The 20339-nt window shown below is 41.3% G+C and carries 19 protein-coding genes; 14 read left to right on the top strand and 5 right to left on the bottom strand.

All coding sequences use genetic code 11. The annotated features are described in order from the left end of the window. Positions 1-104 precede the first annotated feature (104 nt). The gene (locus IPL83_10880) at positions 105-836 is read left to right on the top strand and encodes a polyprenol monophosphomannose synthase (protein MBK9039651.1); all 732 of its coding nucleotides are present in this window, start codon (positions 105-107) and stop codon (positions 834-836) included. After that, positions 833-1696 (top strand): NAD(P)-dependent oxidoreductase, encoded by an 864-nt coding sequence (locus IPL83_10885; protein MBK9039652.1) that lies wholly within the window; start codon positions 833-835, stop codon positions 1694-1696. Before IPL83_10880 ends, IPL83_10885 begins: the two co-directional genes overlap by 4 nt. A gap of 35 nt (positions 1697-1731) precedes the next feature. Here the strand turns inward: IPL83_10885 and rfbD are convergent, their stop codons facing one another. Genes rfbD through rfbB form a run of 3 tightly spaced genes read right to left on the bottom strand, consistent with a single transcriptional unit; the run spans position 1732 to position 4531 of the window. Further along, positions 1732-2589, bottom strand: a complete 858-nt coding sequence (gene rfbD / locus IPL83_10890; protein ID MBK9039653.1) for a dTDP-4-dehydrorhamnose reductase — start codon at positions 2587-2589, stop codon at positions 1732-1734. 41 nt (positions 2590-2630) lie between these two features. Beyond that, positions 2631-3503 (bottom strand): glucose-1-phosphate thymidylyltransferase RfbA, encoded by an 873-nt coding sequence (gene rfbA / locus IPL83_10895; protein ID MBK9039654.1) that lies wholly within the window; start codon positions 3501-3503, stop codon positions 2631-2633. After that, the gene (rfbB, locus tag IPL83_10900) at positions 3500-4531 is read right to left on the bottom strand and encodes a dTDP-glucose 4,6-dehydratase (GenBank protein ID MBK9039655.1); all 1032 of its coding nucleotides are present in this window, start codon (positions 4529-4531) and stop codon (positions 3500-3502) included. The genes rfbA and rfbB overlap by 4 nt, the downstream gene beginning before the upstream one ends. Positions 4532-4798: 267 nt before the next feature. Here rfbB and IPL83_10905 point away from each other — a divergent pair, with 267 nt between their 5' ends. From IPL83_10905 to IPL83_10960, 12 genes are all read left to right on the top strand, one after another. Then, positions 4799-5794: a GDP-mannose 4,6-dehydratase gene (locus tag IPL83_10905; protein ID MBK9039656.1), complete on the top strand. Its 996-nt coding sequence runs from the start codon at positions 4799-4801 to the stop codon at positions 5792-5794. A gap of 19 nt (positions 5795-5813) precedes the next feature. Beyond that, positions 5814-7133 carry a UDP-glucose/GDP-mannose dehydrogenase family protein gene (locus IPL83_10910; GenBank protein MBK9039657.1) on the top strand — a complete coding sequence of 440 codons (1320 nt, stop codon included), beginning with the start codon at positions 5814-5816 and terminating at the stop codon, positions 7131-7133. Between the two features lie 6 nt (positions 7134-7139). After that, positions 7140-7319, top strand: a complete 180-nt coding sequence (locus IPL83_10915) for a hypothetical protein (protein MBK9039658.1) — start codon at positions 7140-7142, stop codon at positions 7317-7319. Positions 7320-7390: 71 nt separating this feature from the next. Beyond that, positions 7391-8239, top strand: coding sequence for an alpha-1,2-fucosyltransferase (locus IPL83_10920; GenBank protein ID MBK9039659.1), 849 nt, complete (start codon positions 7391-7393; stop codon positions 8237-8239). A gap of 118 nt (positions 8240-8357) precedes the next feature. Then, a complete protein-coding gene (locus tag IPL83_10925; GenBank protein MBK9039660.1) occupies positions 8358-9212 on the top strand; it encodes an ABC transporter permease in 855 nt (284 codons plus the stop codon). A gap of 12 nt (positions 9213-9224) precedes the next feature. Then, complete coding sequence (locus tag IPL83_10930) at positions 9225-10451, top strand: ABC transporter ATP-binding protein (GenBank protein ID MBK9039661.1); 1227 nt, start codon at positions 9225-9227, stop codon at positions 10449-10451. After that, on the top strand, positions 10444-12198 hold the full coding sequence (locus IPL83_10935; protein ID MBK9039662.1) for a glycosyltransferase: 1755 nt from the start codon (positions 10444-10446) through the stop codon (positions 12196-12198). Before IPL83_10930 ends, IPL83_10935 begins: the two co-directional genes overlap by 8 nt. Continuing rightward, on the top strand, positions 12188-12856 hold the full coding sequence (locus IPL83_10940) for a glycosyltransferase (GenBank protein ID MBK9039663.1): 669 nt from the start codon (positions 12188-12190) through the stop codon (positions 12854-12856). The genes IPL83_10935 and IPL83_10940 overlap by 11 nt, the downstream gene beginning before the upstream one ends. Before the next feature lie 109 nt (positions 12857-12965). Further along, complete coding sequence (locus IPL83_10945; GenBank protein MBK9039664.1) at positions 12966-13856, top strand: NAD-dependent epimerase/dehydratase family protein; 891 nt, start codon at positions 12966-12968, stop codon at positions 13854-13856. After that, positions 13853-14716 carry a glycosyltransferase gene (locus IPL83_10950; protein MBK9039665.1) on the top strand — a complete coding sequence of 288 codons (864 nt, stop codon included), beginning with the start codon at positions 13853-13855 and terminating at the stop codon, positions 14714-14716. Before IPL83_10945 ends, IPL83_10950 begins: the two co-directional genes overlap by 4 nt. A gap of 100 nt (positions 14717-14816) precedes the next feature. After that, positions 14817-15995 carry a glycosyltransferase family 4 protein gene (locus tag IPL83_10955; protein MBK9039666.1) on the top strand — a complete coding sequence of 393 codons (1179 nt, stop codon included), beginning with the start codon at positions 14817-14819 and terminating at the stop codon, positions 15993-15995. A gap of 62 nt (positions 15996-16057) precedes the next feature. After that, positions 16058-17764, top strand: a complete 1707-nt coding sequence (locus IPL83_10960) for a hypothetical protein (protein MBK9039667.1) — start codon at positions 16058-16060, stop codon at positions 17762-17764. Here IPL83_10960 and IPL83_10965 read toward each other — a convergent pair. Further along, positions 17727-18341 carry a hypothetical protein gene (locus IPL83_10965; GenBank protein MBK9039668.1) on the bottom strand — a complete coding sequence of 205 codons (615 nt, stop codon included), beginning with the start codon at positions 18339-18341 and terminating at the stop codon, positions 17727-17729. The two genes, IPL83_10960 and IPL83_10965, sit on opposite strands and share 38 nt — an antisense overlap. Beyond that, a complete protein-coding gene (locus IPL83_10970) occupies positions 18341-20224 on the bottom strand; it encodes a hypothetical protein (protein ID MBK9039669.1) in 1884 nt (627 codons plus the stop codon). The genes IPL83_10965 and IPL83_10970 overlap by 1 nt, the downstream gene beginning before the upstream one ends. Between the last annotated feature and the right edge of the window lie 115 nt (positions 20225-20339).

Here is a 20339-nt window from a genome sequence, read left to right on the forward strand (position 1 = left end):
CCAGCTATTTTCATCCAGAATCACGCTGGCTTGGGACCAATAGGGCTTTTGGTTGCCCCGCTAATGTTCACTCCAAAAAAGCTCAACTAAATGGAAGTTAAGAAATGGAAATCGGCATCGTCATTCCGGCCTACAATGAAGGTGAGAATTTAGTCAAGTTAGTGAACTCAATCTTAGGCTCTCACCCTCAATCTCAAATAATTATTGTAGACGATTCTGCAGACGAAAAATGCGTGCAATTGATCAACGACCTGACTCGGAGTGAGGTTACGATTGTTCATCGAAAGACAAAGGGTGGCCGAGGGTCGGCCGTTCTCGAAGGTGTGCGGACACTTCTAAAAAATAAGTCTTTAGATTATATACTTGAAATCGATGCGGACTTCTCGCATCCGCCCGAGCAAATACCTGAAATTTTGGCCAAAGCTCAAAGTGATCATGCGGATATGGTGATTGCGAGTCGATATATGAAGGGAAGTTCAATTGTGAATTGGCCAGTGAAGCGGAAGATTTTTTCGGCCTTTTCCAACAAGGTGGCGCGAACCTTACTTAAAGTGCCAGTTTCTGATTATACGAATGGATATCGTTTGTACAGCAGACGAGCGGCCGATGAAATAGTAAAAACCTGTGGTACTGCCGGGAAGGGTTTCATTGCGCTGAGCGAGATTCTTATAAATCTCTATTATAGAAATTTTGTAGTGGTCGAGCTTCCAACCCGATTCGTTAACCGCACAAGGGGTGAGAGTTCACTTTCTTTAAGCGAAATTTTGGGAGCGATTCGGGGTTTAGTAAAAATTTATTTCATGATTCCAAAAATAAAAAAGGCAAATGCAAAGTGACCGATAAAGTCATTATCACTGGTGCAAGTGGCTTAATTGGCCAAGAGTTGGTCAAATATTTTCCGGATGCGATCCTCTTTCAGGGCGATATCTGTGATAAATCGGCTGTTGATCGATTTATTTATTCACAAGAGTCCGTTACGGGGGTCATACATTTGGCCGCCATCGTCCCTAAGCAAGTCGTCGATAACAACATGAAGCTTGCTTTTGATGTGAACGTTGGAGGGACTTTAAATATTTTAGAAGCTCTTCGCGCTCATAAGACTTTGGGGAAGGATATCCCATGGTTTTTTTATGCTTCCACGTCCCATGTCTACGCATCGTCTGATGCTCCACGAAACGAGGATGACAAGGTCAGTCCGTTCACTTTTTATGGTCTTACGAAGCTTCAGGGAGAAGACTGGTGTAGGGCATATTCAAGGGAATTTGGAATTCCCTTGTGCGTGGGAAGAATTTTTAGTTTTTCAGACGCCCGCCAGCCAGAGTATTATTTTATCCCCGCAATGTTTAAAAAAATTATCAGAACGCCAAAAAACGGAAGTTTGGAAATTTTCGGAGTACAAGGCAAAAGAGACTTCCTGAGAGTGCCTCAAATTTGCTCCACCATATCTTCTCTTTATCAAAAAAAATACTTAGGAGTTGTCAATATTGGGACAGGGATTGGCAGCTCATTATCTCAAATAGTCTCGAAAATCGTCCTCGCCATGGGTAGAGAGGATATTAAGGTTAATATTGCGAGCGATGCTCCCAATTTTTTGATAGCCGATACCGGCAGGTTGGAATCTGTAGGGATTAAATGTGAAAATGAAATAGAGATCCTGATTGAGGATATGGCGAGCCATTATAAAAAGAACCGTTAGAATAGTTGGAAATGGATCGAGGAAATCGCAAAAATTTATTTTTTCTGTAATTCAACGATACAAGACTTCAATGAGTCCTGCCACTTTGGCATCTCAACCCCAAAGGCTTTTTGCAACAAACCCATATTCATGCGGGAGTTTAAGGGTCTTGGGGCAGGGGCTGCGAATTCGGCGGTAGAAGTCGGTGAGACTTCGTTAACTTTGATCCCCACGCCAAGCTCTTTTGCGATAGAAAAAATATTCTGGGCAAAATCAAACCAAGAGGTCTCGCCTTGATTATGCAAATGATAAGTGCCAAAGGGGAATTCACTGTTGGCGATATTGAGACCCCCAACTCCTCCAATGCGCAAAACCAGTTGAGCGACGTCGAGCGCATAAGTCGGGCTGCCAATCTGGTCCGAAACAATTTTTAAAGATTCCCGCTCAGCGCCTAAGCGCAGCATAGTCTTTACAAAATTATTTCCTACAGAAGAGAAAACCCAAGAGATCCTAAAGATAAGATGCTCTTGTAAATGCTGCCTTATGAGTTGCTCACCCATGAGTTTCGATTGACCATAAACACCCAATGGGCCAGTTGGATCTTCTTCTAGATAGGGCCGATCGAGACGTCCGTCAAATACGTAGTCGGTCGAAAAATGAATCATCGCGGCTTGATGGGTTTTGCACCACCGAGCCAGTTCTCCCGGAGCTTTGCCATTGATTTTAATAACAAGTTCGGGCTCAGATTCTGCTTTATCTACGGCGGTGTATGCCGCACAATTGATAATGAGCCGAGGATTGATGAGATTAAGGCAGACTTCAATTTCATCCGTTTTTGCGAGATTGAGGTCCGCCGAGGTCAAAAAAATCACATTTTTAGTTTCGCCAAATTCTTCCCTAAAAGCGTGGCCCAATTGCCCTGAACTTCCCAAAACTAAAATTGGGCGCTCAAAAGTCATATATGTCCAAAGCGAAGGAGATTCTTAAGGTATTCGGTGTAGGTGCTATTTGGGTAGGTCTCGATCAGGTTGGCAAGCTCGGTTTTGGTGATAAAGCCTTGTAAAAAGGCAATCTCCTCGAGACAGGCAATTTTCAATCCCTGTCGCTTTTCAATGGTTTGCACAAATTGCGCGGAGGCCAATAGAGCATCATGGTTACCGGTATCAAGCCAAGCAATACCGCGACCCAGGCACTCCACATTTAACTGGCTTCTCTGCAGATATATGCGATTCACATCGGTGATTTCAAGTTCGCCGCGAGCGGATGGTTTCAGGGCCTTCGCGATATCGACAACTTGGTTGTCGTAAAAATACAGCCCTGTTACAGCCCAATTTGATTTAGGCTCTTGTGGCTTTTCTTCGATCGAAATGGCACGGCCCTTTTCATCAAATTCGACAACGCCATAGGCCTCTGGATTATTCACATGATAGGCAAAGACGGTGGCTCCTGAGTTTTTTGCGCACAGTCTGAGGGAGTCGATAAGCGCGTGTCCATAAAATAAGTTATCCCCTAAAATCAAAGAGACAGGATCGGACCCAATAAATTCTTGGCCTATAAGGAAGGCTTCGGCGATTCCTTTGGGCTCCTTCTGGATTTTATAGGAAAAATTAATTCCCAATTGTTCACCAGTACCCAAAAGGCTTTCGATCATAGGTAGGTCGCGGGGAGTACTAATAACCAAAATATCCCGGATACCGGCCTGCATAAGGATAGATATGGGGTAATAAATGGTGGGTTTATCATAAACAGGCAGAAGTTGCTTACTCACCGTTTGAGTTGAGGGGAAGAGACGAGTTCCGGCACCACCGGCTAGTACGATACCCTTCATTTTTTGCTCCCCTTTTCTAGTACTGATTGAATCCATTCCGGATTATCGAGATACCATTTTACGGTTTCTTTGAGCCCATCTTCAAATTTTGAGAATTTACGATTGAAGCCAAGTTCGCGTTGAGCCTTAGAATCATCAATAGCATAGCGCCAATCGTGACCCAAGCGGTCTTCGACAAAAGTGATAAGATCTCGATAGCTCTTGCCATTAGCTCGTGGCTTGAGCTCATCCATGATTTGGCAGATTCCCGTCACTACATCAATGTTGCGTCGCTCCGAATTCCCACCAAAACAATAGGTTTCACCAGGTGTTCCCTTGGTAAGAGCGAGCCAAATCCCCTGGCAATGATCCTCAACATGGATCCAGTCACGAATATTTTCACCTCTGCCATAAACCGGCAGAGGTTGCTCATTCAGAGCGCACAAAATCATGCGAGGAATCAGTTTTTCAGGAAATTGGCGAGGGCCGTAGTTGTTAGAACAGTTAGTGACGATCGTCGGTAAACCGTATGTTTTGTGCCAGGCTCTTACCAGATGGTCAGATGCCGCTTTTGTAGCTGAGTAGGGGGAACTTGGGTCATAGGATGTGGTTTCCGAAAATTTCCCAGTTTTGCCGAGTTCACCAAAGACTTCATCGGTTGATACGTGGAGCAATCGGAAATTTTTCTTGGCATCCAAAGAAAGCTCTTGGAAATAATGACGGGCCGCTTCCAATAACCTAAAGGTTCCTACCACGTTTGTCTGTACAAAAACCTCGGGGCCGTTGATCGAATTGTCGACATGGGATTCGGCTGCAAAATTGACGACGGTATTCACGCCATGCTCCTGAAGGAGCTTTAACGTGGTCGCATAATCCCCAATAGCGCTGGTAGAAAGCAAGAATTGAGGATTCTCAGACTCGGGGAATAAATTGGGCAGGTGCCCTGCGTACGTAAGCGAGTCGACAGCAATCAGGGTTTTGCCTTTGAAATGGGGCATCTTTACAAACGAAGAGCCGATAAAGCCCGCAGCACCAGTCACAAGTATCATGTTTGATTCCTAAAGTTTGCTTGATCATTCAAATCCATACATTAGATATGCAGATATTCCAAATTGATATTTCACCCAAATTGTCGGTTAAAGACCCAGGTTTTAAGTCAGGAAGCGGTCAACCTCTGTTTGCGTTTTGCGCGCAGCATAATTGTAAGGCCAAAGTTTGCTGAAAAAAACTGAATATTCAATTAGAAAGCACAAGTAATTGGTTGGCTTGGGAAAATTAATGGAAGATTCCTGGCAAAAGGATGAGGTGAATAAAAAGTGGCTGTCCTTGTAACCGGCGCGGCGGGATTTATAGGTTTTAATGTCGTAAGAGACCTTTTGCGAGCTGGAACCTCCGAGGTCATTGGAGTAGATTCTCTGAATGAATACTATGATCCAGAATTAAAAAAATATCGCTTAAACCAACTCAGCCATATCAGTGGTGAGAAATCCTTCAATTTTTACAAAGGCTCTATTTGCGATCGACCATTTTTGGAAGAGGTCTTCGCCAAGCACAAAATCGACAAGATCGTCAATTTAGCGGCTATGGCAGGTGTCCGCTATAGCCAGGAAGTCCCACAAGTCTATTTTGAGACCAATGTCTTAGGGACTCTCAATTTGCTTGAGTTGATGAGAAAACATTCAATATCTAAATTTATTTTAGCCTCAACATCCTCCCTGTATGCCGGGCATCCAACTCCCTTTTCTGAAGACCAACCCGTGAACAATCCAATATCTCCGTATGCGGCGTCTAAAAAGGGTGCAGAGATTTTATGCTATTCTTATCATCACCTCTATAAAATCGACGTGACTGTCTTGCGCTTCTTTACTGTATATGGGCCAGCGGGGCGCCCAGATATGAGCTATTTTAGGTTTATAAAGGCTATCGATTCCGGTGAGCAGTTAACTCTTTTTGGCGATGGCACTCAGTCTCGAGATTTCACCTATATCTCTGATATTTCCAAAGGAGTGCTATCAGCTATGCAGAGAATCCATGGCTTTGATGTGATAAATTTGGGAGGGGGTGGCGATCCAATCACGATCAATAAAATGATTGAACTTTTAGAAATTGACATTGGCAAAAAGGCGAAAATCAGTAGACTTCCCTCTCAATCTTCTGACATGGAAACCACACGAGCGAACAACATGAAAGCTAAAGAACTTCTCGGTTGGGAGCCAAGCGTAAACCTTGAGGTGGGCCTGAAAGAGTGTGTGAGCTGGTACATTGATAATAGAGATTTTGTATTGAAACTCGCGCATTGTAAGGGCAATTAAATTTTTATGGGAGATCCAAATGAAAGTGTCAATAATAGGTTCTGGATATGTTGGTTTGGTAACGGGGACATGCCTTGCCGACGTTGGGAATGATGTCATTTGCTTCGACTTGAATGCGGACAAAATCAATCTCTTAAAAGATGGTATCGTCCCAATATATGAACCAACACTAGAGGGAATGATTAAAAAGAATATCCATTCAGGGCGCTTAAGATTTACCTCGGATGTTAAAGAAAGTGTAAATCACGGCCATCTTCAGATAATTGCAGTTGGCACCCCACCAGATGAAGATGGTATGGCTGACCTATCCCACGTTATCACCGCGGCAGAAAATATCGCTATGCATATGGGGGAAAACAAAATTATCGTGAACAAATCAACTGTCCCGGTGGGTACTGCTAAGCAAGTCAAACAAGTTGTCACCAGCGTGCTCGCAAAGAGAAGCTTGAATCTCGACTTCGATGTAGTTTCAAATCCAGAATTTTTGAAAGAGGGATCGGCAATTCAAGATTTTCTTAAGCCAGACCGAGTGATCGTGGGATCTAACTCAGAGATTAGCAGACAGGTCATGAAAGATCTCTATGCTCCATTTCAAAAAAACCATGCTCGTATGCTATTCATGGATCCAGAATCTGCAGAACTTTCGAAATATGCAGCGAATGCCATGTTAGCATCGAGAATATCGTTTATGAATGAATTAGCACGCTTAGCAGAGGCTTTGGGTGCCGATATTGAGCAGGTAAGAATCGGTATCGGCTCCGATCCTAGGATTGGTTTCGATTTTCTCTACCCAGGTGTTGGCTACGGTGGGTCCTGTTTCCCAAAGGATGTCCAAGCTTTGATCAGTCTTGGGCAAGGGATGAAGTGCCGGCTTGGAGTCTTAGAAGCTGTGTCATTGGCGAATTCCGAACAGAGAAAATATTTTACATCAAAGATTGCGAATTACTTTAATAATGATTTCAAAGGCAAAAAAATAGCCGTTTGGGGGCTGGCTTTTAAGCCCAACACAGATGATCTGAGGGAGGCGCCAAGCATAAATATCTTGTCCTATTTGGCTGCAAAGGGAGCCTCGGTCAATCTATACGATCCAGTTGCAGCTGAGAATGCCAAAAAAGTATTCCCGCCTTCAAACACAACCGTTTACTTTGACTCATGTGAGGCAGCTCTTTGTGATGCTGAGGCACTTGTCGTATTTACAGAGTGGCAAGAATTCAAAGCAATTGACTGGGACAGGGTTGCTGGAGCAACAAAATTAAGTGCTATTTTTGACGGCAGGAATATCTATTCAAAAGAGCAGTTTAGTAAAACAGGAATTAAATATTTTGGCATAGGCAGGTAGCGAATTATGTGTGGATTTTTTGGTGTCATTAACTACAGCGGGAAAAAGGACCTGAAGGACCTTGAGATATTTCAAAATGTTGTAGATGGCGACCTGACTCAGGTTACTCGACCTATAGAGTGTTGGGCCAACCGCCATCCAACAAAACAAGAAAATGAAATTGATTTTGATCAAAAAATAGGATGAATTGCAAATGGCCTCTCCTCGTCAAACTTCAACTATGTGTGGGACAAGGTCGATATTCAGGAGAGAGTCACATGGTCGTCACGCGGCTTTTAGGGGGATTCGGGAATCAGCTATTTCAGTTTGCGACTGGATATGCACTTGCGAAACAAATCAATGAAAATCTGGTGATAGATGCGTCCGCTTTTTCGGATTATAAAACTTGGCCTTTTGCACTTGATAACTTTAATCTGCGCGTCAAGGTTTTAAGAAAACGGCTCCTAACCCTTCCTAAACTAGAAATGAGTTTGTTTTCTGATCCACCATTTCTTATAAGAGGGACTCCATTTGTCGAACGATCTCTAAGGTTTGACAAGACTCTAACTACACTTAAAAGTGGTGTAATTTTAGAGGGATATTGGCAATCAGAGAATTATTTTTCTGCCTATAAAGCCGAGTTAAGTAACATATTTATTGATCCCAAGGTCGCGTCAAGGGGAGCTGTAGACTTCGCGGAAAAATGCCAAGGCAGAAATTCATGTTCAGTCCATGTTCGTAGAGGTGATTTCGTTTCAAAAGGTGATGCGATCAGTATACATGATGTCTGCGGAGCTACTTACTTTGATAATGCAATGCAGCAAATCCGAGAACTTACTCCCGATATAGTGTTCTATATATTTTCTGATGACCAAGAGTGGGCTAAAGAAAGTTTTGCAAAATTCAAGGACGCAAGAGTCGTGGATATTTCGGAGGGCTTTTACGATGATTTTTATATGATGAATTTTTGCGAGCACTCTATTATTGCTAACTCTACTTACAGTTGGTGGGCGGCTTGGTTGAAAACTGAGGAGGGGATAATTGTGGCGCCATCTAGATGGCTAAATGATCCAGAGCTGAACAAAATTGAAATAGTGCCTGATCGATGGCTAAAAATTGATCCGTAATATCGTTTTTCTCAATTTGGTTAATTGTATGCATGAATTGGGAGCAAGAGGGCAGTTGATTGGATGGCGAGCCGGAAGTGTTCGATCAGTCATTATCTGTTTCAATAGGGGTATTAAAATGAAGCATGTTTCACCATTTAATCGGAGAATTGTGGCTGATGAAACCTTAAGTTTTATTGGCAGTTTCAAAAAAATTTACAATGGAATCGGTGAAAAACGTTGGGTAATTTGGTACCTTTTGAAGCGGGACTTATTTGCAAGTTATAAACGATCTTTTTTAGGAGCATCGTGGATATTAATCAGCCCACTAATGGGTATGATTTCGTGGTTACTGATGAATTATTCGGGGTTGTTAAATCCGAATATTGATAAAAGTTTGAACTATAATCTGTATCTGCTTATAGGAATTTTGTTCTGGTCATTTTTCACGGGAGCGTATGTGGCAAGTTCACAAACGATACAAGCTTCCAGCGGTTTTGCTTTGCAGATTAGCTTTCCAAAGGAATTAATGTATTTTAAACAGGCAGCACAACACTTAGCTAATTTTGCTCCATCCTTTGTGTTTTCAATGATCATAGCGATTTTTTTGGGAATTGAACCAAAAATTCAATGGCTTCTCCTGCCATTAGGCATGCTGCCATTGTGGTTTACAGCAGGGGCTATTGGATTGATTGCCTCTCCGGTGGCAGTGGTACTTCCGGATATTAAGTCTGTCATAGACACGGGAATGAACTTTCTGTTCTTCATTACTCCTGTCGCCTATGGAGTGCCCAAAGGGGTGGGTTTAGCTAAATTGTTTATGTATAATCCCTTAACATCGATGATTAACTTACCTCGTGATATTCTAATGGATCAAAATTTCAAATTCTCCTCTGAGCATGGACTAACGCTTGGAATTTCGTTTGTTGGATTCATTGTCGTATTTAGGATATTCTGTTTAGTAGAGCCTTTTACAACCGAAAAGTTGGGTTAAGATGAGGCATTTGTGGAGCAAGTAATTAGTGTAGAGAATATATCTAAGAAATTTAGTTATACTTTGAGGCGTGGTCTTTTTCTTGCTGCAAGAGATATGGCGAGAAAAGCAGTATCGCGAAAGCCAAAACGAAATGAGCTACGTCCTGGTGAATTTTGGGCATTTAAAGACATATCCTTTGAGCTATCTGCTGGAGGTGCTATTGGGATTGTGGGCGAGAATGGCGCCGGAAAATCTACCTTACTTAGAGTCCTCACTGGAATTTATCCGCCAGACACAGGACAGATACTTTCGAAGGGTCGGATTGGGGCTTTAATTTCGGTAGGAGCAGGCTTTCACCCCCATTTAACCGGTCGCGAAAATATTTATTTAAATGGAACATTGATCGGGATGAATCGAGATGATATCCGGAGAATGTTCGATGAGATCGTAGATTTTGCTGATATCGGGAAATTTATCGATTCTCCCGTATCAACCTATTCTTCGGGTATGGTCGTGCGGTTGGGATTTGCTATATCTATCCATTCCAATCCTGATGTCCTTATTGCGGATGAAGTGCTTGCTGTTGGGGATCTTGGATTTGCGTTAAAATGCCATAAAAGGATCGCTGACTATCAGGCGAAGGGTGGGGCCATTGTTTTAGTTAGTCATTCGATGCAACTAGTTCGTAATGTCTGCCGAAACGTTTTATGGCTTGATCAAGGAAAAGTGAAGCTTGAGGGTGAATCGAGAGATGTTTGCTCGAGTTTTGAAACCTATATGCTTAACAAGGCAGTTTCAGGGATAGAGAAATCAGGAACTAGAGTCATAAGCAATGATCCGACGTGTACGATTGCGGCAGTGAAAATCGACGGAAAAGCCTTGCCCGAAGTTGACTGGGACCAAACGAAACCCTTGGACATAATTATCAAAATTCGGTCTCAGCGAAGGATAATTGGACCCCTGATTAATTTTTCATTATTTACGGTTGATGGAGTAATTATTGTTACTTCTTATAGTCAAATTGATGGCAATTTGCCTGACTTGATTGTGGGAGAGAAAATCGTGGGGATCACTTTAGGGAAAATTGGATTGCAGCCTGGGAAGTATTTCTTAACTTTAGTACTTTCAGAGGGGAGTTATTCCAATGTTATTGAATGGCATGAAAGAGCATATGTCGTTAATGTACAGGGACAACGTCGGTACTCAGACGGAATACTAGCCGAAAAAGTTAGCTGGAATTCATCCCCGAATGACTGACGCCGGGCGAATCATGGCTCAAAATAGATCAAAATTGGATTTGATTTCGGATGGCCCTGCAGTCCCAGTGGTTTCAGTTTTGATGCCAGTTTACAACTGTGAAAAATATGTTTCAGAGGCCATTTTCAGCATTTTGAGTCAGACGATGGTCGACTTTGAGCTAGTCATTATTAATGATGGATCCTCAGACTGTTCTAAGGAAAAAATTTTAAGTTTTCGTGATCCTAGAATTCGATACTTTGAAAATACAGTCAATGTGGGTTTAGTAAAGACGCTAAATGATGGGATTGATCTTTGCCGGGGGCGATTTATTGCTCGAATGGATGCCGATGATATTTCGTCACTCGAGCGCTTGAATGCTCAAGTTGATTTCCTAGATAGAAATCCTTCCGTTTCTGTAGTGGGATCTAGTTACTCCGTAATTGGCCAGGACAGAACGGTCGTACATCCATTAACAAACGACGACATTACTTTAGGTTTTTTGACAATTGGATGCGTTATTGCACATCCTTCGGTGATGATTCGGTCAAATATTTTTCAGAATTTAGAATTGAGATATTCTGAGGATGATCTACACTGTGAAGACTTTGGTCTATGGACCAGGTTGATAGGGACGTACAGTTTTGCTAATTTGCCATCAGTACTAATTTCCTATCGGTCTCATCTGGGACAGGTGAGCAATATCTACAAAGAGGCACAAGATGCCCATCGAAGCAGAATTCAATTGGAATTATTTTGTAAGATTTCAAAATTGGGAAACCGAGGATTCTTGAATCATGTGATAGCAGATAGCTATGAGGGAAGGGCTACCAGTTTTCAGTTGTGCGCTCTGGTTTTTTGGATCTTAGGACGAGTTTTATTCAAAAAAACTGCAGATGCAGGCAGGCAAAGTAAATTAATTTATCCAGTGCTACGATTTCTCATTCAGAAAAACGTAGTTAATCAGAGAAGGAGTTTTCTTAAACTGATTTATCAAATAATCAGACTCGAGAAACGCATATTATTCTCAATCAGGAATTCATGCAAGATACCACCGAAGAGTGTGCTAGTTCGCCTTCAGGGAAATATATCCCAACAGGTTGATCAAGTAAAACTTTCGGTTGAATTATCTGATCAACTTAAGAGACCCATTTCGTTTTCGGCTAGGAATATCCGAGGTATGGATGAAAGGCTTTATCAGTACCTACTCAGTGTTGGATTTGAGAAAACTAGTGGTGTGGTTGAAAGATGGTGCAGTCTGAAATATGGATCATCTCTGAAATCACATTTTTGCAGCACCATGTTTAGCTATGTTTGTGAACGATTAACTGATCGTATTGATATCGCAGACTTTTGTCCGCGAAAGCGCATCACGTTGATTTCCGGGATATTTGATGGCCCGGTAGGCAATTTTGATCCATCGACATGGATCGACACAAGAGGTGGTGATCCTGAACATAGTTTGTTGGTGTTTTGTAACGATGAATTGAATCCTAGCTATCAGTTGCCTGCAAATATGGAGTTCGCGTCTAAAGGTGTAGATATTGTAATTTTTGGCAATAATGTTGTCGATATATTATCAGACATTAGAGGGTTAGGGATAGGTATACAAAGGGTTTATTCAGGAAGTATTGCACTTGCTGGATTGGTGAATAGGGATAGGTATTCGCGGATTTGGTGTTCTTCAGCTGAAGCATTCAACATTTTTGAGTTCATTAATAAATTCCATTTGGACAGTGTTGGGAAAGTGAATATAAATGGACTCTAAAAACCTGCCAGTTATAATAAATAATCGGAATCGTTTCAGTTATTTGGTGTTGCTCGTGGATTGGCTTAGAAAAATGGGATATAATAACATATTTGTCATTGATAATTGTTCAACCTATGGTCCTTTGTTGGAGTACTATAAAACTAAGCCCTTTGAGTTGATCAGATTGAAAAATAACTATGGGTATTTAGCCTTGTGGAATAGTGGAATTTTCAAGAAATTTCTAGGCGGCCACTATGTTTATAGTGATCCTGACGTTGTACCAGACCCAGATTGTCCTTCCGATTTGTTGTCACACATGGTTGATATCTTGGAAGACAATCCCATTCTTGAAAAAGTAGGCATTGGACTCCGATTGGATGATTTGCCGAACGACCATGAATATTTTAAACTTATCAAAAATCACGAAATAGATTTTTGGAAACGCAAATTTACCGCTGACACTTTTCTAGCGCCTGTAGATACCACTTTTGCTTTGTACAGGGAAAATCAAGCAGGGGGACACTTGCTGAATAGCGTCAGAACGAATTTTCCATATATTGCTCGCCATATGCCATGGTACACCAAACCAGGTAGTGAGTCCCTAGAGGATCGGTATTATCAGGAGCATTCCAGTGGTGTTACGCACTGGACGGATGTTTCCTTGAGTTATAAATGATAGTTGAGTAAATGTCCGTCAGATTGATCTGGTCTTGATTTAGTTCAATTTTCTAGATGGTACAATTTTGAAGTCATAAACTTAATTTAATAAAGGTAACGTTGCTATTATGGGCCCAAGAATATTGGTGACTGGTTCAACAGGTTTTTTGGGAAAACACCTTTCACGGCATTTACGATTTCCGGTTGTTGGATCTTCTCGAAGTGGATCAGAGTTGAATTTTGACATTAGTTCCTCGATATCGACAAATCACAGTCTCGCTGGTTTTTCACATCTATTGCACTTTGGTTCCGGTGTCTCGATTCGAACATCTAACGCTACTAGCCACTTGGGAGCAAGGACTGAATCTTTTAGGTTTTTAGAACTTTTTTGTGAGCTGAATCCGGGGTGTCACATCGTATTTCCCTCGTCTGGCGGAGCAATCTATAGCCAGGAAAAGATGGATGAATTTGGGAATAGGATTAGGTATTCAGAAAATGATGAAATTGGTGGGAGCAGTAATTATACAATCTCAAAAATCTGTCACGAAGCTTTCTTAAAATATCTCACAGACAAGTACGAGGTACGAGTGTCGGTTCTGAGGTTGTCGAATCCTTATGGAGAACTTTTGCCGATTCGGCGCAAACAAGGTTTAATAGGGGTGGCCGTTCAGGCTATTTTAGAGGGGCGGAAGTTAAATCTATTTTCAAGCCTTGACACAGTGAGGGACTATATTTCACTCATTGATGTTGTTGATGGAATTTCTTGTGTAGTGGCATCAGATCCGTCAACTGGATTCGAAATCTATAATTTATCAACGGGTATTGGACACTCAATTGAAGAAGTCCTGAAAATGATCGAAAAGGTATTTAATAAAAATATAGGCGTCGAATCAGTTGAAATGGTCAGTGACGAGAAGCCGTGGAGCGTCCTAAACCCGTCAAAATTCCAAAAAACATTTAGTTGGAGTCCTTCGATCGATTTGGAAGAAGGCCTTGTATTAATGAGGAAGTCATTGTGAACACTCCATTGGTCTCATGCGTACTACCTGTTTACAACGGTAGTAAATTCATAAGAGAGGCTATTGATTCCATTTTATCACAAACTCTACCAGATTTTGAGTTGATATTAGTCGATGACCTTTCAACTGATGACTCACTTGAGATATTGCACTCCTATTCCGCAATGGATTCTCGGATTAAAATTTTAGAAAACAAAACCAATCTTGGGTTGCCAGCGACCTTAAATAGAGGAGTTGAGTTTGCCAAAGGCAAGTACATCGCAAGAATGGACCAGGATGATATTGCCCTTGAACACCGGTTTGAGAGACAAGTTAGGTACCTATCTAATAATTCCCATGTTGCGATTGTTGGATCCAATTGGAAGTATTTTCCCAACTCAAATATTATAATTGAGGTCCCAACGAATCACAGTCGGATTAAGATTGCTACACTTTTGAATAATCCATTCGGGCACCCAACAGTAATGTTTGACAGGAATCGAGTCTTAGATACGGTTGGGAAATATTCGGTTTCGAGCTATCCAGTTGAAGATTATGAATTTTGGTGCAGATGCTTAGATAAGGTGCACTGTGCAAACCTACCAGAGGTTCTGCTTAACTATAGGATTCATAGTGTCCAATCATCGAGCATCCATTCGTCGAACCAAGTGACACTTTCGAGAAGCCTACAAATAGGTCAGCTTAAAAAGACCTTGGTCTCTGAACGAGATGCAGAGCTAGTTATCGATTGGATTCATAGGAGAGTTGGTTGGTCGACTAGTGTCGCGGGATCGCTATTTAAGTGTCTATTTAGTAACTTCAGGGTAAGGGCATTTAGTCCATACTACCTATTTAACCTCTTGGTCTTTAGGAAAATCTAATTATGGAAAACAACATCTAATATAAGGGTAGTTTGTGCGTAAGCTTAGAATTTTACATTGTGTCGAACACTATTTGCCATTTCGTTGCGGGATGCAGGAAGTGGTTTCAAAAATTTCTGAAGGTTTAGTTAAGTTGGGGCACGAAGTTCATGTCGCGACATCTTTTGATTCAAGAAGGGTTGAAAAAAAAATTAATGGAGTTACTGTTCATCAATTTAAAATTTCAGGCAACTCAGTTTCGGGACTGAAATGGGGTGAGGTAAATCACTATATTTACCTATTAACACAAAGTGATTTTGATATAGTTGTGGTATTTGCGATGCAACAGTGGGCGACGGATATTGCGTTGGCAGTAATAGATCAAATTAAGGCGCATAAAGTAATAGTACCGACCGGGTATTCTGCTCTATATGATCCACGTTTTCAACGGTACTATGAAGAATTGCCAGCCATTCTTAAAAAGTTCGACAAAGTAATTTATCATTCGAAGGAATATCGAGATTATTTTTTTGGCCTAACTTGTGGGATTGAAAATGGGATAATTATCCCTAATGGAGCCTCCCAGGAAGAGTTTTCGGCCAAATCCGATTTTAACTTGAGACAGTTTTTACGTGTATCTCCCGAAGCTAAAGTTCTGCTAACAGTCGGAAACCATACAGGAACCAAGGGGCATGCAGACTGTTTTTCCATATTTTCGGAAATTGTTGGAGAAGATATCGCCTTGGTTATATTGGGAGAGGGATATGGTGCTGACGGATGTATTGCAGCATGTACAAAAAAAGCAAGATTGTTTAACCTGTTTCCATGGATAAAATTTAGTGGTGGTAAAGCGGGGATTGTTCGCTCATTTATTGCCGGAGTGTTTAGTCCCCGTTCTTGGTTCTCTAAAAAAAGTATACATCTTTTAAGTTTGCCCAGGCCTCAAGTAATTGAGGCCTTTAAACAGTCTGACCTATTTGTATTTCTATCCCAGATTGAGTGCTACCCAATTGTGTTGATCGAGGCGATGGCGGCTGGGTTACCAATTCTGTGTTCCGAAGCGGGCGCAAGTTATGACATCGTAAATTCCAGTCAATCGGGCTGGGTCGTGCCATCGAGGGAGCATATCCCATTAGTCCGAAATGATATTAAGGTTGCAACGGAATTATTGGCCAAATGCCTTGAGAGGAAAGATTTGGCGGATGTCGGGGAACGCGGAAGATCCTATTGGGAAAAGAATCAAACGTGGGAAGTCATCGTGAATATGTATAATGATTTATATCTTGAAATTGGTAAATAGGGTGATGGCTAAATTTGATCTTGTGGGTTTCAATTCAGTAATCTTTCACGGCACTGGTTTGATTGGCCGACGGAAATATTTTAATGTTGAATCTAATCGCCTTTCTGAATCGAATTAAAAATTCGCAATATGTGATCCCAATATTGATAGGCTTGGTTTCCGTCAGCTGGGTCTTTTTTGTCGGAATGGCAGAAGATCGTCTTGATATGCCTCTTATCCAGTCGGGAGGTTGGCAAATCTTTAAGGGTAGAATTCCTTATTTAGACTTTGGTATATCAACTGGACCTGTTACATATATGCTACAAGCTATTGGTTTTAGGCTTAGCCCGACGATTATTGGTGGAATATTGCCTGCTGCGTTTTTGAATGGAATATCTGTATTTTTAATTAGCAGATATTCACAACAGAAAAAGTGGGGATTAATTTCAACGATTGGCCTTGCCGGTTTGTTTTCGATTTCGATCTTTTCTTATAATGGACGTCTTTGGTATAATGAGACAGCGGCTCTCTTTGGGCTTTTTCCCGTCATTTTGCTTGTACTGGTTCCAGAAAAATTTCAGGCATTGAATTACCGATATTATTTATTGAGTGGAGCCTGTTGTGCTGCAAGTTTTTTGACTAAACAAGATATGGGCGCGCTCAGTATAATTCTTGTTTTCACATTTTTAATGTTCCTCCCAGGCGTCTCCGTTCGCAAGCGGTTTTTTGGAATAGGCCTCTTGGCTAGCTCTCTGATCGTTTTCGCAATTTGGATTTTGTACCCAGTAATCAGGAAGGGACAATTTAGAGAATTTCTCTATTGGTTTAATTTTGGACAGGCCCCACACGCTTCAAGGCTAGGGCATATCAATTTCAATATTTTTTCATTTTTATTTGATAATTGGGCGATTCCGTTCAATTTTGGAGAGACAACTCAAGCCTATTTTCTGGTTCTCGTAGCGTTTTTTAGTGAAATAAGTTTCAGGGGGATCCCAAAATGCTACATGGATACTCTAGAGTTTGCGAAATCAAAAGCCACCGTAATGAGAGCGTACAAGTTAGCTATTGCTACTGGTGTACTTGTCGCGGCTAGTATAGTTACACAAGTATCGGGCGGTTATAAATTTTTACAACCACCTACGGCAGTAATTGGAGCAATTGCCTTTTCAATGCTGGGCGGGTCATCTATATCGAAGGCATTAAGGGTATTTTTTGTAGTTTGCATAGGTTTTCATTTCTATATCAGTAGCGCATTGTGGCAGCCGACTAAATGGGACCAGTTAGTTCCGAAGCCCTATGGTCCGCTAAAGGGAGAATTACTTCATCCGTCTGTATTTAAATTCTATTTATTGTATTGTGAGATTTTAAATTTCTTAGAGCGAGAAAAAAATGGCGAGAAAATAAATGCACTTATGAATCATGATATTTTATTTATGGATGAGCGCATTAAGTTTCACCCTGGGTGGATGCCATTATATGTTCATAAAGGAATTTCTCTGTTTCCCCGAGAGGTCGGAAAATTTCAACAATATATTTCATCATCTAATCTAGACCTAATCGTAACAATTGAGGAACCCCTATTTTATAAATGGGCCGGCCATGAGTACGCTGACCCGCTATTTAAGGAGATACATAGGAATTTTTCATTTGTAGCAGAGATTGCGATGACCTTACCAATTGGACGGCCTGAGAAAATGCAGGTCTTTATGAGGAACTCCTACTTTAAAAATTGGGTCCGATACCGTCGTTCTATTAAACTAGATGAGGAAAATGCATGGTCCAAATATTAGGATATTTTGTGCATATTGAGTCTGCCAGGCCAGCCAAATTACCAAATTGTTCTATTTGACTGGTGCTACTCCCTTGCAACTCGGGTGAAACAAGACATAATTTGAAATATTGCTTCAGATTGACCAATTCAGCTGTGGGAATGGGGGTGCCATCGAAGCAGTCTATCCAAAGCCAATCAACTTTGTTCCTAAATGGTATTGTGGAAGTTGCTTTCTCGAATTCAGATACTCTCAGTGCAAACCGCCCGAGCATCATTTTGTGAGTAAATTTAACTAACGTAGGAAAAGTTGTATCCAAAAAAAAGTAGTTGTCGATGCCATTTTTATCAAGCAATTTAATGATTTCAGTTTCAAGGCTGTCTTCTTTCGTATTGACTATCAATGGTCCTTGGATTTTTCTCTTTACATATACATCGAGCCATTCACTGAACCTATCGCCTTTTTTCCATGGATCATGGGAAAGGTGTAATTCTCCCGGATAACTAACATCTGACCTGACATCGATTTCAGCTCCAAATGCCGGATTCATTTTGTCTAATTGATCAACACTATTAACTCGATGTAAAATAAAATCCATTAAATCCCTGTTGGTTGGTTGAAGATACGATCCTCTAAGAGAGTGAGCATTATCAGTTGATTGACTCCGTCGAATCCAGGTTTCCATTCTGGATTTGCTCGAGATCTTGTAACCTGCCTGAGGCTTTCAAATATTTCATCTGCGATCAAAGCAATCGTTTCGACGGGTGGCTCACCGGCAATTGAAAAGCCAATTCGGTCAATATCCATTGTGTTTACATAACTGATATTGCACTCGCCTACTTTTACCAGGCTATCCAACAGTGGTCCGATAGGGGCATCATTCCACAGCGTGTGAATCACGGTTGGTTCGGATTGGTATTCGATGATCCAATCTGCAAATTGGCGTTGAGGGGCTATATGAAGATTGGAGTCGTTCTCCCGTTTCAAAATGGATTCTCGAATTGCATCAGGAGTATAGCCTCGCTCGATTTGGTCTCGTTGGGTTTTCCAATTGATTCGGACATCGATCGCGGGTGCCAAAAAAATTTTCAGATCTAGGGTAGCCCTGAGTCCTCTTAGGTAAAGACTATGAAGGCCCTGGATGATTACAGTTTTGGTTGGTGATATCAATTTGGGCAAATTAAATTGGCCCGTTTGATGGTCGTACTGCCGGTGAGTTACGGATCTTCCACGAAAAAGTTCACGGGCATGTTGGGCCATTGCGATCAAATGATTGGCTCGAGGATTTAAGTGACTATACTGCTCCCAAAATCTATTTCCTCGTTCCCAGCGATGATAGTCATCACCTTCTAGAATCACAGATTGGGATTTACTGAAAACATTCTGAAAGCACATGCTGATATGATTTTTTCCAGCTCCGGAATCGCCGGCGACCCCAATTTTTACTGGCTGGAGTCTGCGTATAAAAGGCATTTCAAACTTCAAAACAACTACTTCTAACGCCAATAGAAAACCTAAAACTGATGTTTGAAGAAGCGTCAGTAGCATGCCCTGAATTAAATGAATCTCTGTCCCTAAATCAAAATAAGGCAAGGCTACGAAGTAGAGTAAATAGAAAATATTAAACAAATAGTAAAGTGTTCTGGGGATGTTTTGATACAACACAAATGCAAGTGTCATAAAGGGGATCATCCAATAATACCACCCAGGCATCGGATTAGTCACAAGGATCAACATCCCAAAAAGGGCTCCAGAGCCGAAGATAAGTCCCAAATTTGAAATTCGACCAGAAATGCAGAGCCGGCCCAAGAGAGCTAAAACAAAGAGCATGCCAAGATACAAGGTTGGACCAGATTCGAATGGAATATTAACCGCAAACAATCTATGCGCCTCTGGAGAGTTCACGCTCGCGTAGAAAAATCTACTCGCAAATAGAAGAGGCAGAAAACCCAATGCGGATAACGAAATCCAGATTCCAAGCCAAAGACCAATTTTCCTGATAGCGGACTTTGAGAAGTTTCGATTCCATATGTAGGCCAATAGGATTGGAACTATGATGACCACATGAAATTTACAGAGAGTAGCTGCAGCAAAGAGGAGAGCAGATCCAACCGCTCTTCCTCGGATCATAAAAAAGAGAGACGCAATTACAAATGATGTTGAAGCAACGTCCAATTGCCCATGTATGTAGTTAATATAAAATAGCACTGGGCTTAGCCAGTAATATGAAATTATTCGCTTTAATTGTGATTCATTAACTCGGACTAAAAAATACAAAAGAAGGATATCTAAAATTAAAATTGGTCCTTTGATAAGAAGAGTCCCAAATATGCCAGAGCCGAGCGTAGTGGCGCCCAGTATTTGGTAGAAAAGAAGCTTTGGTAGAGCCAAAATAAAAAATAAAACACTTCCATAGGGAAAGAAATGGGCTGGGGAGAGTGCCCAAGGATTTGACCCAACATTTAAGACGGCTTTTTCCAAAAACGGAACGAAAAAATCATCTATAACGTGGGAACCCTGTACAAAAAGAAAAACGATCTTTATGGATAGACCGATCCAAAATAATTTTTTGTGAAAATATTTTTTTCATAATCGA

The sequence above is a fragment of the Bdellovibrionales bacterium genome (assembly GCA_016716765.1).
GTDB lineage: Bacteria > Bdellovibrionota > Bdellovibrionia > Bdellovibrionales > UBA1609 > JADJVA01.

Coding starts and splice junctions, on each gene's coding strand:
- IPL83_10880 (MBK9039651.1), top strand. CDS start 105: ATGGAAATCGGCATCGTCATTCCGGCCTACAATGAAGGTGAGAATTTA.
- rfbA (MBK9039654.1), bottom strand. CDS start 3,503: ATGAAGGGTATCGTACTAGCCGGTGGTGCCGGAACTCGTCTCTTCCCC.
- rfbB (MBK9039655.1), bottom strand. CDS start 4,531: ATGATACTTGTGACTGGTGCTGCGGGCTTTATCGGCTCTTCGTTTGTA.
- IPL83_10910 (MBK9039657.1), top strand. CDS start 5,814: ATGAAAGTGTCAATAATAGGTTCTGGATATGTTGGTTTGGTAACGGGG.
- IPL83_10915 (MBK9039658.1), top strand. CDS start 7,140: ATGTGTGGATTTTTTGGTGTCATTAACTACAGCGGGAAAAAGGACCTG.
- IPL83_10920 (MBK9039659.1), top strand. CDS start 7,391: ATGGTCGTCACGCGGCTTTTAGGGGGATTCGGGAATCAGCTATTTCAG.
- IPL83_10925 (MBK9039660.1), top strand. CDS start 8,358: ATGAAGCATGTTTCACCATTTAATCGGAGAATTGTGGCTGATGAAACC.
- IPL83_10935 (MBK9039662.1), top strand. CDS start 10,444: ATGACTGACGCCGGGCGAATCATGGCTCAAAATAGATCAAAATTGGAT.
- IPL83_10940 (MBK9039663.1), top strand. CDS start 12,188: ATGGACTCTAAAAACCTGCCAGTTATAATAAATAATCGGAATCGTTTC.
- IPL83_10945 (MBK9039664.1), top strand. CDS start 12,966: ATGGGCCCAAGAATATTGGTGACTGGTTCAACAGGTTTTTTGGGAAAA.
- IPL83_10965 (MBK9039668.1), bottom strand. CDS start 18,341: ATGGATTTTATTTTACATCGAGTTAATAGTGTTGATCAATTAGACAAA.